This window comes from Pseudomonas sp. 2822-15 (assembly GCF_002742515.1).
In the GTDB taxonomy this organism is placed as follows: domain Bacteria; phylum Pseudomonadota; class Gammaproteobacteria; order Pseudomonadales; family Pseudomonadaceae; genus Aquipseudomonas; species Aquipseudomonas salomonii.
The window spans coordinates 671,748-685,300 of sequence record NZ_LJRY01000156.1 but is presented as its reverse complement, the minus strand read 5'-3'; the positions used below and the strand labels follow the sequence as shown (position 1 = coordinate 685,300).

Annotated in this window: 12 protein-coding genes and 1 other RNA gene; 5 read left to right on the top strand and 8 right to left on the bottom strand. The window is 60.8% G+C overall.

Annotation, left to right across the window (positions count from 1 at the left end):
• Window positions 1-186 precede the first annotated feature (186 nt).
• Window positions 187-2,916: a LuxR C-terminal-related transcriptional regulator gene (locus AOA59_RS04915; RefSeq protein WP_099486203.1), complete on the top strand. Its 2,730-nt coding sequence runs from the start codon at window positions 187-189 to the stop codon at window positions 2,914-2,916.
• Window positions 2,917-2,998: 82 nt separating this feature from the next.
• On the opposite strand, the gene AOA59_RS04910 is transcribed toward AOA59_RS04915, so the two are convergent.
• Genes AOA59_RS04910 through AOA59_RS04895 form a run of 4 tightly spaced genes read right to left on the bottom strand, consistent with a single transcriptional unit; the run spans window position 2,999 to window position 6,435 of the window.
• Window positions 2,999-3,559, bottom strand: coding sequence for a membrane integrity-associated transporter subunit PqiC (locus AOA59_RS04910; protein ID WP_099486201.1), 561 nt, complete (start codon window positions 3,557-3,559; stop codon window positions 2,999-3,001).
• A 14-nt stretch (window positions 3,560-3,573) separates the two neighbouring features.
• Window positions 3,574-5,223, bottom strand: coding sequence for an intermembrane transport protein PqiB (locus AOA59_RS04905; protein ID WP_099486198.1), 1,650 nt, complete (start codon window positions 5,221-5,223; stop codon window positions 3,574-3,576).
• On the bottom strand, window positions 5,204-5,848 hold the full coding sequence (locus tag AOA59_RS04900; RefSeq protein WP_065930310.1) for a paraquat-inducible protein A: 645 nt from the start codon (window positions 5,846-5,848) through the stop codon (window positions 5,204-5,206). The genes AOA59_RS04905 and AOA59_RS04900 overlap by 20 nt, the downstream gene beginning before the upstream one ends.
• A complete protein-coding gene (locus AOA59_RS04895; RefSeq protein WP_065930311.1) occupies window positions 5,845-6,435 on the bottom strand; it encodes a paraquat-inducible protein A in 591 nt (196 codons plus the stop codon). The genes AOA59_RS04900 and AOA59_RS04895 overlap by 4 nt, the downstream gene beginning before the upstream one ends.
• Window positions 6,436-6,571: 136 nt before the next feature.
• Between AOA59_RS04895 and AOA59_RS04890 the strand changes: the two genes are divergently transcribed.
• Together AOA59_RS04890 and AOA59_RS04885 are read left to right on the top strand one after the other, a co-directional pair.
• Window positions 6,572-7,216, top strand: a complete 645-nt coding sequence (locus tag AOA59_RS04890; RefSeq protein ID WP_056858989.1) for an MBL fold metallo-hydrolase — start codon at window positions 6,572-6,574, stop codon at window positions 7,214-7,216.
• Between the two features lie 242 nt (window positions 7,217-7,458).
• Window positions 7,459-8,238: an OmpA family protein gene (locus AOA59_RS04885; protein ID WP_056858988.1), complete on the top strand. Its 780-nt coding sequence runs from the start codon at window positions 7,459-7,461 to the stop codon at window positions 8,236-8,238.
• Between the two features lie 68 nt (window positions 8,239-8,306).
• Here the strand turns inward: AOA59_RS04885 and AOA59_RS04880 are convergent, their stop codons facing one another.
• The 4 genes from AOA59_RS04880 to AOA59_RS04865 form a co-directional block, all read right to left on the bottom strand.
• On the bottom strand, window positions 8,307-8,888 hold the full coding sequence (locus AOA59_RS04880) for a BON domain-containing protein (RefSeq protein WP_017138196.1): 582 nt from the start codon (window positions 8,886-8,888) through the stop codon (window positions 8,307-8,309).
• A complete protein-coding gene (locus tag AOA59_RS04875; RefSeq protein WP_007904374.1) occupies window positions 8,885-9,478 on the bottom strand; it encodes a phosphoheptose isomerase in 594 nt (197 codons plus the stop codon). Before AOA59_RS04875 ends, AOA59_RS04880 begins: the two co-directional genes overlap by 4 nt.
• A 92-nt stretch (window positions 9,479-9,570) precedes the next feature.
• A complete protein-coding gene (locus AOA59_RS04870) occupies window positions 9,571-9,942 on the bottom strand; it encodes a YraN family protein (RefSeq protein WP_069786093.1) in 372 nt (123 codons plus the stop codon).
• On the bottom strand, window positions 9,942-11,753 hold the full coding sequence (locus tag AOA59_RS04865; protein ID WP_065912499.1) for a penicillin-binding protein activator: 1,812 nt from the start codon (window positions 11,751-11,753) through the stop codon (window positions 9,942-9,944). The genes AOA59_RS04870 and AOA59_RS04865 overlap by 1 nt, the downstream gene beginning before the upstream one ends.
• A gap of 165 nt (window positions 11,754-11,918) precedes the next feature.
• Here AOA59_RS04865 and rsmI point away from each other — a divergent pair, with 165 nt between their 5' ends.
• Together rsmI and rnpB are read left to right on the top strand one after the other, a co-directional pair.
• Entirely contained in the window at window positions 11,919-12,824 is a 906-nt protein-coding gene (gene rsmI / locus AOA59_RS04860) for a 16S rRNA (cytidine(1402)-2'-O)-methyltransferase (protein ID WP_017138193.1), read from the top strand.
• 96 nt (window positions 12,825-12,920) lie between these two features.
• An RNA gene (rnpB, locus tag AOA59_RS04855) (RNase P RNA component class A) lies at window positions 12,921-13,274 on the top strand.
• The last annotated feature ends 279 nt before the right edge of the window (window positions 13,275-13,553 follow it).

Sequence of the window (13,553 nt, the reverse complement as noted above, 5' to 3'; positions counted from 1 at the left end):
CTGTTTTAACTGAGGCCGCATCCTCAGCGTGAAGCCCCGACTGGTTCGGGGCTTTTTTATGTGGGGATATTTTTTGTCGCAGTTCTTTTTCAGGCAAATGTCGCAAAAATCTACAAACCCGCCGCTTTTACCGCTAGTCTGCGGACATCTGCAGTGCCGACAACAGCCTTCTACAAGAGCCCGGCGATGACTGATCTGTCCCGAATCCAAGGGCCTGCGAGCGCGGTGATTCCGACCCTGGAATCGCGTTTCTACAGGCCACCGCTGCCTGACGGCTATGTGCTGCGCCCGCGCCTGTGCGAACGCCTGAGTGCCGGCCTTGCGGGACGACTGTTGCTGGTGAGCGCCCCGGCCGGGTTCGGCAAGAGTTCGCTGGCGGTGGAGTTTTGCCAGAGTCTGCCGATGCATTGGCAAAGCCTGTGGCTGGGCCTGAGCCCGCGGGATAACGACCCCGGCCGCTTCCTTGAGCGCTTGCTCGACGGCTTGCAGCAATACTTCCCGCAACTGGGTGGCCAATCCCTGGGCCTGCTGAAAATGCGTCAGCGTCACCAACCCTTTGCCTTTGAAGAATGGCTCGACGGCTTGCTCGACGAGCTGACGCTGCACCTGTCCACCCAAGCGCCATTGCTGTTGGTGCTGGATGACTACCATCTGGCCCAGGGCCCGGTGCTGGATCGCTGCCTGCAATTTTTCCTCAATCATCTACCCGATGGGCTGCTGGTCATGGTCACCAGCCGCCAGCGCCCGGACTGGCACCTGGCGCGGCTGCGGCTCTCGCGCCACCTGCTGGAACTGCATGAACAAGACCTGCGCCTGACCCACGACGAATCGCTGGCGGTACTCGACAGGCACAGCAGCTCGTTGCGCGGCGAAGCCCTGGACAACCTGATTCGTCGCAGCGAGGGCTGGGTGGCGGGCTTGCGCTTCTGGCTGCTGGCCCTTTCCGAAGCCGGTAATGAGGCTGCGTTGCCACAACATTTGCACGGTGGCGAAGGGCTGATCCGCGACTACCTGCTGGAAGAAGTCATCGATTGCCTGCCGGCAGACGTTCAAGCCTTTCTGTATGACACCGCCCCACAGGATCGTTTTTGCAGCGAGCTGTGCGACGCCGTGCGCGAAGCCCACGACAGCGCGCATATCCTCGGTTATTTGCAGGCCCACCAAGTGTTTCTGGTGCCGCTGGATGAGCAGGGCCACTGGTATCGCTACCACCATCTGTTTTCCGACCTGTTGCGTACCCGCCGTGCGAGCAGTGCCACCGTGCCGATTGCCAGCCTGCACCTGCGTGCCTGTCGCTGGTTCAACACCCAGGGCTTGATCGATGAAGCGGTGGAACAGGCGTTGCGCGCCGGCCACCTGGATGTGGCGGCGAACCTGGTGCAGAACCTGTCGGAGGAGCAACTGCTGGCCGAGCAAAATGTCGGCATGCTGCTGCGCTGGAAGATGGACTTGCCCGACAGCCTGCTGATCAGCACGCCGCGTTTGATCGTGCTCTACAGCTGGGCGTTGGGGCTGGCCTGCCAACTGGATGCGGCCGAAGAACTGTCCGGCTACCTCAGCCGCTTCCTGCCGGCGCCGTCGGCCACTGCGCAAAAGTCGATGCTGGCCCAATGGCTGGCGCTGAGCGGGATTATCGCCCGTGGCCGAGGCGATCGTGAGTCGACCCTGCGTTATTGCAGCGAGGCGTTGGAAAGCTTGCCGCAAAAACGTTATGGCCAGCGCCTGATGTGCCTGTCGACCTTGTCCAACCTGGCCATCGTCGATGCCGATTTGTGGCGTGCCCGTGGTCTGAATCGCGAATCCCTGGAGCTGGCGCAGCGCGTCGGTAACCCGCTGTTCGAGGCGTTGGCCCATTACGATCGCGCGCGGGTGTTGCAGGCGCGCGGCGAAATCCTGCGTTCCCTGGACGAAGTGCGCCAGGGCCTGCAACGCCTGCACGGCTTGGCGCCGCAGCGGCTCTACGCGGTGCGCGCGCGGTTGTCGCTGTACGAGGGTTATCTGCTGCTGCTGCGCTATCAGCCCGAGGCCGGCCTTGTCCGTCTACGCGCGGGTCTGAACGAAGCCCGCGCCTGCCGGGATATCAGCGTGCTGATCGGGCATTGTGTGATTGCCAGCTATGAAGGGCGCCGCCGGGATTTCCCCACGGCGTTTGCCGAGCTTGCCGAAGCTGAGCGCTTGATGCACATCTGGGATGTGCCGCCGATCTACTACCTGGCGATGATCACCTTGATCAAATGCGAGCTGTGGCTGGCTCAAGGCCGCACAGACCTGGCAGAAGCCTGGTTAACCCGGCTGGGGCAAACCTACAACGGCGAACACGCAGCGGCGGCGCCGGAATTTCACCCGCACTTGCCGCAACATATCGGGCTGCAACAGGCCGCGTTGGACGCCACCCGTCATCAGCCGGCCGCCGCGTTGCAACGGCTCGAAGCACTGGCGCAGCAGGCGCATAACAGTGGGCGGCAAATGATTGCCTTGATGGCCCTGACCCAGCAGGTGCAGTTGCTGCTGGAGTGTGGGCAGCAAGACCAGGCCCGACGGGCATTGGCCCGCGCCCTTGAGGCTGGCTCCGGTGGGGCGTTGCAACCCTTTCAGCGGCTGCTGGAAAGTTACCCGGACTGGATGCGTGAGCAGCTTGGCCGGGAGGCTCATGGTGTACTGAACCAGAGCTTGTTGGCGCTGTTGCCGGTGGCTGCGGTGGTTGAGGCCTTGCCCAATCTTGAAACCTTGAGCGCACGTGAACTGGCGGTGCTGCAGTTGATTGCCCAAGGATGTTCGAACCAGGAGATCAGCAATCAGCTGTTTATTTCTCTGCACACCGTGAAAACCCACGCCAGCCATATCAACAGCAAGCTGGGTGTCGAGCGCCGGACTCAAGCGGTGGCGCGGGCCAAGTCGATGGGGCTGCTGGCCTGATAATGGGCGAGCTTTCTTGTGGAAGCTGGCTTATGTGGGAGCTGGCTCCCACATTTGACCGAGTACACCCTTAGTGGTCTCGCTACGGCGCAGTCGGGCAGGCTTTGAGCGACGTGTCGGCGGTTTTGCTGACCAGCGCGGCAAAGCGCTTGAGGTTGTTCTGATGCGCCACCACCAGGTCATCAATGCTCGGGCCTGCCGGTGTCTGCAAGGTAGTGCGGCAGGTCAGCGGTGCGACATCTGCGCCACTGGTGGACCGCAGGCGCCAGCGCACGTCGAGCAGTGCATATTGACCCGGCACCGAGTCGAATCGCTGTACTTCAACGCGTAACGACAGGGGCTGCCGGGAATGACTGTTGGCCAGTTGATCCACCAGCGCACTTTTGAGCTCATCGGCCAGGGTTGCGGCCCACCACTGGGTTTCAAGGATCGCCACGCCACTGTCGCCCTGGCGAATCACGATTTGTGCGCGGTCCACCTGGGGCGGCACGCTGATGCTTTCAACGCGGATATCACCGGCCTGTGCTTGAGTGCTGTTAGTCCAGTGCACCGGGGTCAGGGTGTGGAAGGCAATCGGCTCACTGCGACAGGCCGCGAGCAGCACCAGCGCGGCGACCAGGGTGAGTTTCAAGGGAAAGGTCATGGCGGCTCCAATGGTCATTTGCGCGGTGGCCCTTGCAGGTCTGTTGGCGCGGCGTTGTCAGGGCGACCGCGGATCAGCGATTCCGGATGCCGGCCCAGGTAGTCCGACAGTTCGCGCAAGGAGCGCGACATGCGCGCCAGTTCATCCAGGGTCTGGGTCAGTTGTTCACGCTGCGGCGAGTCTTCGGCCAGGGTTGAGTTGGCCGACTGCAAGGTCTTGCTCACGTCACCCAGGGTGCTCTGCACGCCAGGCAGGGTCTTGGCGTTGAACTGGGCAAGGCTTTTGCGCAACTCCACCAGGCTGCCGTCGAGGTTGCCGGCGATGCGTTCGATCGGCAGTTGGTTGACCTTGTTGACGATGCCTTCGAGCTTCTCCTGCAACTGTTCCAGATTGCCGGGGATGGTCGGAATGTTGACCGGGCGCAGGTTCGGGTCAAACGCGACTTTGTCGGCTTTCGGGAAAAAATCCAGAGCGATGTACAGCTGGCCGGTCAGCAGGCTGCCGCTGCGGGCCTGGGCGCGCAGGCCGTTTTCGATAAAGGTGCCAATCAGGCGCACGCCGCCCGCTTCATCGTTGGGGTCATGGTTGGTGGCCTTGAGCAGCTTGGTGTTGGCTTCGCCGAGCAACTGCGGGTAAATCACGATGCCGACGTTGATCGGGAAGCTGCGTTTTTTAGCATCGAAGTCCAGGTTGATCGACACTACCTTGCCGAATTCGACCCCAAGAAATTCCACCGGCGCGCCCACTTTGAGCCCACGCAGTGCCTGATCAAAACGCAGTGCCATGTATTGTCCTTGACCGCTGGGCGGGGCGAGGGCGCTTTGCTGGTCGTCGAACAGTTCATAGGTGTGATCTTCGTTGGCCGGTTTGTCGTTGGGGCTGTAGGGCGGCGCCTGGAACGCAATGCCGCCGGCCAACATCGATGACAAGGACTCGGTTTTCAGCGCGAAACCATTGGCACCCACGCTCAGGTCAATGCCGCTGGCATTCCAGAAACGCGTGTTTTCGGTGACGTACACATCATTGGGCGCATGCACGAAAACCTCGATCTTCACGCCCTTGCCATCGTCATCCAGCTCGTAGGCCACTACCTGGCCCACCGGGATCTTGCGGTAGTACACCGGCGAGCCGATATCCAGCGAGCCCAGGCCCTGGGTATGCAACGTGAAGCGCTTGCCCGGCTCGCCGTAGGTGATGGGCGGCGGGTTTTCCAGGCCTTTGAACTGTTTGGCGCGCGTATCGGACTGGCCGATATCGGCGCCGATATAGTCACCGGACAGCAAGGTATCGATGCCGGACACGCCACCGGCACCGATGCGCGGGCGTACCACCCAGAACTTGGAGTCTTCACGGGTGAAGCTTTCCGCCTGTTTGGCCAGCTTGATGGTGGCGTTGACACTTTTCTGGTCATCGCTCAAGGCCACATCCGAGACTTGGCCGATCACCACGTTGCGGTATTTGACCTCGGTTTTATTGGCGACCAGGCCGTTGCCGGTCTTGAAGTTGAGGACGATGACCGGGCCCTGTTGCAGCACGTTGTGCACCACCAGCGAGATGCCCACCAGCACCGCCACGATCGGCACGATCCACACCAGCGAAACGCTGAAGCGCCGTGTTTTGATCGCCGGTGAACCGGCAGGCGTGTCAGTGTTGTGTGAACTCATCCGAGATCTCCTCGTTGTGTGGGTTTTCCCAGATCAGGCGCGGGTCGAAACTCATGGCCGCGAGCATGGTGAACACCACCACCAGACCAAAAAACAAAATGCCCAGACGTGGCTCGATGGTGCCCAGCGCCTGGAACTTCACCAGCGCGGCCACCAGCGCGACCACAATGACATCGAGCATGGACCAGTAGCCGATCAGCTCGACAAACCGAAACAGCTTCGAGCGCTCTTTGCGCGCCCACTGGCTGTTGCGTTGCACGGTGACCAGCAGCAGGGTCAGCGAGAGAAACTTGATGCCCGGCACCGCAATGCTGGCAATGAAAATGATCAGGGCAATGTCCCAGGCGCCATGCTGCCAGAACTCCAGCACACCGCTCATGATGGTGCTGTCGGCGCCTGAACCGAGCATCGTAGTGTTCATCACCGGCAATAAATTCGCCGGGATATAAAACGCCAGTGCCGTGAGCATGTAGGCCCAGGTGCGGGTCAGCGAGTGGCGTTTGCGCCGATGCAGCGGCGCACCGCAGCGCTCGCACTCGCTGGGTTCGTCGCGCATGTCGCACGGCTGGCCGCAGGTATGGCACAGGCACAGGTTGAGTTCGCGGGCGGTCGGTGGCGAGTTCATACGGCGTCCCACAAGTCGCGTACGTCACGCCCGGCGATGCGGATCAGCAACAAGGCGAGGGCGGCGAGGGCGAACAGGCCGGTGCCGGGGATCACGTCGAGCATGCCCGCCAGCTTGAACACCGCAACCATGGCACCCAGCAGGCAGACTTCGAGCATGCTCCACGGCCTCAGCGCTTCCAGCCAGCGCATGCACACTTTGAACGCTGGCGAGCGCTTGCCGGCCAGGGCGAAACTCAGCACCCACATCAGCAACAGCAACTGAAACACCGGCGCGATGATGATCGAGATCGCCGCCACCAGCGCAATAAAAGTGATCGGCCCTAGGCTCAGCGCGACCACCGAGTCCCACAGGGTCGCGCTGTTTTTGAGGCCTTGCAGGCTGATGCTCATCACCGGATAGAAATTGGCAAAGGTCCACAGCACCGCTGCGGTGACGGTCAGTGCCAGGCGTTGTTGCACCGACAGCCCGTTGTAGCGCTGCAGCACGCCTGCGCAACGGATGCACAGGGCTTTTTGATGTTTGGCGAGCGTGACCTTTTCGTACACGCAATCGCAGTGTTCGCAGATGATCCGAGAATTGGCCATACGTCTTGCTCCAAATGCGACGCTGCGGTGCGGGTTCCATGGCGCTTGAGTAGCTTAGCAGTTGAGGCTCTTCGAATCCGGAGCAAGCTCCACCATACTGCGCCTGGAATGTGCCATAGAGCTTGCAGGAACGCCCATGAATATCGAAAAACCCGTGCTGATCCGCGAAACCTTCCCCGTCGGTCCGTTGCAGTGCAACTGCACCATCATCGGCGACCCGATCAGCAAAAAAGCCATTGTGGTCGACCCGGGCGGCAATCACGAACTGATCCTGGCGCGCCTCGATGCGCTGGGCCTCAAGGTGGTGAGCATTATCCACACTCACGCTCACCTTGATCACTTCCTGGCGTCCGGCCAGTTGAAAGAGAAGACCGGCGCCACGCTGCATTTGCACAAAGAAGACCAATTTCTTTGGGATAACCTGGAAATGCAATGCCAGATGTTTCGTGTGCCCTACACGCCGGTGCCGTCGCCGGACCGCTGGCTGGAGGACGACGAGGAGCTGGCCTGTGGCTGCGGGGTGGCACTGCATACGCCGGGGCACACGCCGGGGTCGATGAGCTTCTGGTTTGCCGATGCCAAGCTGCTGATCGCCGGCGACACCTTGTTCAAGCGCGGCGTGGGGCGTACCGACCTGTGGGGCGGGGACCAGGCGACGATAGTGCGCTCGATCAAGCAGCGGTTGTACACCCTGGATGAGGGCGCGACCGTGGTGACAGGGCATGGGCCGGACACCCGCTTGGGCGATGAGATGCGCGAGAACCCGTTTGTGCGGGCTTGAGGGTACGCCTGGCAATAATTCGTTTACCGCGCTGTTCTCTCTCAAGCACCGCAGTAGCAAAAAACGCAGGTCGCGTTCAGCCTGCGTCTGCTACGGTTTCCCTGGCGGTGATAGCGGCCAGTAGTTTGTTCTGGCGCGGGGCGCGGCCACGGAATTTTTACCGCTTGTCGCGTTCCAAACTCCGCACAGGTCGATTGCCAATGTCCTTTGCACCACAGAATGCAAAAGTAGGAGCTCCCTTCATGTTTACTCCGCGTCGTCTTCTTGTTGTTGCCACCGCCGTAGCCTTGTTGTCCGGCTGCGCTTCACCTAATCCTTATGACGGCAGCCAGGGACAGGCCAGCAATGGTTCCGAAGGGGGCATCAGCAAAACCGCCAAATACGGCGGCCTGGGTGCTCTGGCCGGTGCCCTGGCGGGTGCTGCCATCGACCATAACAACCGTGGCAAGGGCGCACTGATCGGTGGTGCTATTGCAGGCCTGGGCGCCGCCGGTTATGGCTACTACGCCGACCAGCAGGAAAAGAAACTGCGTGAAAGCATGGCCAACACCGGTGTTGAGGTGCAGCGCCAGGGTGACCAGATCAAGTTGATCATGCCGGGTAATATCACTTTCGCGACTAACTCCGATGCCATCGCCAGTAGCTTCTACACGCCGCTCAATAACCTGGCTGGCTCTCTGAAGCAGTTCAATCAGAACACTATCCAGATCGTCGGCTACACCGACAGCACGGGCAGCCGCCAGTTGAACATGGACCTGTCCCAGCGTCGTGCCCAGAGCGTGGCCAACTACCTGACTTCCCAAGGCGTCAGCCCGACCAACCTGAGCGCCCGTGGTGCCGGCCCGGATAACCCGATTGCCAGCAATGCTGACGTCAATGGCCGTGCCCAGAACCGTCGCGTAGAAGTTAACCTCGGCCCGATCCCCGGCCAGCAATACGGCCAGCCTGGTCAACAGCAGCAACAACAGGCGCCGCAGCAGAACAACCAGTTCCAGGGCAACCCGTACCAGCAATACCAGTAAACCCTGGGCAATAAAAAGGGCGCCGTGCAGTCAATGCACGGCGCCCTTTTTTGTGGCTGGCGATTACATCAGTCGATGTATTCGAACACTTTCACGATCTTCTGCACGCCGGACACGCCCTGGACCAGGTTGGCCGCACGGGTGGCTTCTGCCTGGGTCAGCAGGCCCATCATGTAGACGATGCCATTATCGGTGACGATTTTGATGCGCGAGCCGGGTACACCGCTGTCGGTGAGCATCTGCGCCTTGATCTTGGTGGTCAGCAGCGCATCGTTGCTGATGGCCAGCAGGGTGATCGGGTCCATGACCTGCAGCTCGTTGTGGACCTTCTTGACCCGCTGAACCGTCGAGGCGGCTTGTTCGGCCTGGGCCTTGAGGTCGGCACGCGGCGTCTGCCCGGCCAGCAGTACCACGCCGTTGAAGCTGGTGACCACAATGCGCGAGGCGCCGTTGCCCAGGTCGGTAGCAGCCTTGGCGACGTTGACCTTGACCTTGGTTTCGATCAGCGAATCATCGATGGTGCTGCCGAATGTGCGTGTGCCCCGGTCATCCTGAATGGGTGTGTCACGTGTCGCAGTGATTGCCGTGCTGCACCCGCTGATGGCGAGGCACAGCGTAATGGCCAAAAGGCTGAGGCGGTTAACGGTCATTCTTCACTCCCGAACAGTTGGCTGTCGATCAGATCGCACAGGCAGTGGATCGCCAGCAGGTGGACTTCTTGAATGCGTGCAGTGACGTTGGCCGGAACGCGGATCTCCACGTCCTCAGGCAACAACAGCGAGGCCATGCCGCCGCCGTCGCGCCCGGTCAAGGCTACGACAATCATTTCGCGGTCATGTGCGGCCTGGATCGCTTGAATAATGTTCGCCGAGTTGCCGCTGGTGGAAATCGCCAGCAATACATCGCCGGGTTGGCCCAGGGCGCGGATCTGCTTGGAGAAGATTTCGTTGTAGCTGTAGTCGTTGGCGATCGAGGTGATCGTCGACGAGTCGGTGGTCAGGGCGATGGCCGGCAGGCTCGGGCGCTCGCGCTCGAAGCGGTTGAGCAGCTCGGAGGAGAAGTGCTGGGCATCACCGGCCGAACCGCCGTTGCCGCACGAAAGCATTTTGCCCTCGTTGAGCAAGGCATTGACCATGACCTGACTGGCTTGCTCGATGTGCGGTGCAAGTACGTCCATCGCCTGTTGCTTGGTGTCGATGCTGGCCTGGAAAAGCTGGCGAATTCGGGATTGCATGTCCATCTGTGTGACCTTAAGTAGCGCGGCTGTTTGGCACAGAAATGTGCAGCCCGCAAAGCAAAGAGCAAAAGTGTGTGGTGAAGATATCCGGGCAATCAGCTGTCGAAGGCATTTTTGAGCCAGTTCAAATCAGCTGGGCCTGCCGGTGTGCTTTCCATGGCAACCACATCGAAACGGCAAGGGCTGTCAGCCCAGCGATGCTCTTTTTGCAGGAAAAACTGCGCGGCGAGTATCAGCTTCTGACGCTTGCGCCCGTCGATACTGGCGAGCGCGCCACCCCATTGTGCGTGTTTTCTGTAGCGGACTTCGACGAATACTACTGTATCGCCGTCAAGCATGACCAGATCAAGCTCGCCGCGTTTACATAACCAGTTCTGCGCCAGAAGGCGCAGACCCTGTTGTTGCAGATAGTTCAGAGCTTGCTGTTCGGCATCCTTGCCGCTTTGTGCGCTGGACCGCTCGGGCATCAGCGCGGGGTGTCCGGCAGGCGTTGAATCTCGCCACCGACGAATTTCGCCCATGGCATCTGGCGGTCGACACGCTGGTAGGCGCCGATGCCCAGGTTGCCCGACAGGCCGTCAATGCGAGTGTCCGGCAGTGCCTTGAGTTGGCCCAGGCGCGGTGCCAGGCGGTAGGCGTCCACGCCCATCGCATACAGGCGGCCAAGGCTGCCATTGGCTTGCGGCCATTGCGCGGCAACCTGGTTGCGCAGCGGGTCGGTGGTGTTGAGCAGCCATGGGGTTTCGCAGAACATCACGTTGGTCATGTCCAGGTACTGGTTTTTGTCGCCGCTGGCGCTGAACACGTGGGACGTCGCATACACAGGCACATCACCGGCGTACTGGAAGTTCAGGGTTGGTTTGATCTGCTGGGCCAGTTGCGGGGTTACAGCCAGGAAAATAAACTCGATGTCCTGGCGGCGCGAAGGTTGCGCGGCGACGTCGGTGCCGACGGTGCTTTGCAGGCTTTTGGCGCGGCCTTCGCTTTTACGCAATTGGAACAGGTCGGCAATCTGCTGGGCGAGGGCCACCGGCTGATCGACGTACTCGACGCCCACCACGGTGCCGCCGTTGGCTTCCCAGTCCTGACGGAAGGCTTTATAGACACGCTCACCCCATTCGCCACGGGGCACCATGGCGGCGGCGCGGTGCAGGCCGTCGGCACGGGCGCGACGCGAGACTTCGCGGGCTTCGTCTTCGGCGGCCAGGCCGAACTGGAACAGTTGCGGCGGGTTTTCGTTAAGTTCGCTGTAGTTGAGGCCCAGGGTGGTGATCGGCAATTGCCCACGGGAGGCGAGCTGCTTGACCAGGGGTTTCTCCAGCGGGCCGACCACCAGTTGCACACCGGCGGCCTTGGCCTTGGCATAGAAGTCGTCGAGGGAGGTCAGGCGCGAGCTGTCATAGAACTCGATGACCGGCGGCTTCTGTCCGGCTTGTTCAGCCTGGAAATGCGCGGCCATGAAGCCTTCGCGCAGCGCCTTGCCGACCGCCGACAATGGGCCTTCCTGCGGCAGCAGCAATGCGATTTTGGTCAACGGCTGGCTGGCCAGCTCCTTGAGCTTGGTCAGCGGGGTCGGCAGGTTGACTGCCGCCGGGTGGCCTGGGTTCTGCGCGCGCCAGGTATCAATGGCGGCTTGCTGTTGCTCCAGGGTGCCGGCGCCCTTGATGGCCTGGGCCAGGGTGATCCAGCCGTCGAGGGTCGGGTTGCCGCTGGCTTGCAGTTGCTCTGCAGGCAGCGCGGCGACCAGCGCCCAGATGGCTTCGTGGTTGTCCTTGGCGGCATCGCCCGTCAGCAAGGGCGCCATGGCGACCCGCTCACGCGCGGCAGCCAGGGTCTGGCCATCGGCTTCATAGGCGCGTGCATGCACGCTGCCGGTTCGCACCTGCTGGTCAGCCGGCAGCTCTTTGAGGCTTTGCAGGCTGGGGTGGTTCAGGGCGGCCAGCGCCGCTTTGGGCTGATTGCGCGCCATGGCCAGTTCCGCGGCCAGGGTGCTGGCAAACACTTGGGCGGCCGGCTTCAGGACATCCAGGGGCACCTGCGCAAGAATCTGCGACGAACGGCCAGGGTTGTTCTGGTGGTAGGCCAGGTCTGCCGCACTCAGGCGCAACATCGCGGCCTTTTCTGGCGTACTGGCGTTGGTGGCCTGTTCGAGCAGTTGCTCGATACTGGCATCCGGGGTCCGGGGGAGGTCGCCAAGGCTGGACGAGGGCGAGCTGGCGCACGCGGCCAGTAAGGCAGCGAGGCAGAGGGCGGAGAGCAGCCGCAGGCAAGCGATCATGTAAGTGTTCCTGATACCGATCAAATTAGCGTGGAATTGTACCCAAGCACTGGCCCAGGCGCGATGTTACTGGCGTGAAACCATCGATTTAGGTCGTGTAAATGTTGCGAGCCGGCATCGATGGCCGACCTCGAGGGCATATTATCGAGGCGCCTACGCGCTACAATGCGACTTTTCCTTACCATCGAGGTGTGCGTTTTGACTGCTCCAGGTCCTTTGAATTCCACTGCAGGCTCGCTTTTTGTCGTGGCGACGCCCATTGGCAACCTGGACGACATCAGTGCTCGGGCGCTGAAAGTGTTGCGCGACGTAAAATTGATCGCGGCTGAAGACACGCGGCACTCCCAGCGTTTGATGCAGCATTTTGGTATCAGCACGCCATTAGCCGCGTGCCATGAGCATAACGAGCGCGAAGAAGGCAGCCGTTTTATCACGCGCTTGCTGGCGGGCGACGATGTGGCGTTGATCTCGGATGCCGGCACTCCGTTGATTTCCGACCCTGGCTACCACTTGGTCCGCCAGGCGCGTGCCGCTGGTATCAATGTAGTGCCAGTTCCGGGAGCGTGCGCGCTGATTGCGGCATTATCGGCTGCCGGGTTGCCGTCGGACCGTTTTATCTTCGAAGGTTTCCTGCCCGCCAAGGCGGTTGGGCGCCGTGCGCGCCTGCAAGCGTTGAAGGAAGAGCCGCGTACGTTGATCTTTTACGAGGCACCGCATCGCATTCTCGAGTGCTTGCAGGACATGGAGCTGGTGTTCGGCGGCGAACGCCTGGCGTTGTTGGCCCGGGAGCTGACCAAGACCTTTGAGACCCTCAAGGGCTTGCCACTGGAAGAACTCAGGGCGTTCGTCGAGGGCGACAGCAACCAGCAGCGCGGTGAGTGTGTGGTGCTGGTGGCCGGCTGGACCGCACCGGAAAATGAAGACGCGGTGGGCAGCGAGGCCATGCGTATTCTCGATTTATTGCTTAAAGAGATGCCCCTTAAGCGTGCGGCAGCCCTGGCGGCTGAAATTACCGGCTTGCGTAAGAATGTGCTGTATCAAGTCGCGCTCGATAAGCAAAAGGCCGAATAGTTCCGGGGTTAAACCGGTATTGCGTCCGAACGTGATGGCATTGCTGCACTTTTAATACTTGTCCTGAAGCCGTCGTGCCGTTAACCTGCGCGGCGGAGAGTCGATTGGACAGTCGCTGCCCTCTATGAAAATTAGGGGGGGGAGGAAAGTCCGGGCTCCATAGGGCGAAGTGCCAGGTAATGCCTGGGAGGCGTGAGCCTACGGAAAGTGCCACAGAAAATAACCGCCTAAGCACTTCGGTGCCGGTAAGGGTGAAAAGGTGCGGTAAGAGCGCACCGCACGTCTGGCAACAGTTCGTGGCTAGGTAAACCCCACTTGGAGCAAGACCAAATAGGGTCCCAAGGCGTGGCCCGCGCTGGGACCGGGTAGGTTGCTAAAGATGTCCAGTGATGGCCATCGTAGACGAATGACTGTTCAAGACAGAACCCGGCTTATAGATCGACTCTCCACCTTTTTTCCTTCTGTCCGAGTCTCGTACAGAAACCTGGTAGTAACGCAAGAATCCCTCCCTGCCAAATCATTGGCAGATGCATCTTCGTAATACCAAAAAAATCTTACTCTTAATAAATCACTTTAACTTTAAGCCATAGCTCCATGAGCTATTTGCGGTTGTTGAGTCAAAAACAACGCTGAACTCGCGTTTCTCCTCCTTTTACGCTCCTAAATCTCCGTTCTGTAAGGCTTTTCCTTGAATCCGTGCCTTGACGGTGTGGTGGGCGCATTCCTATA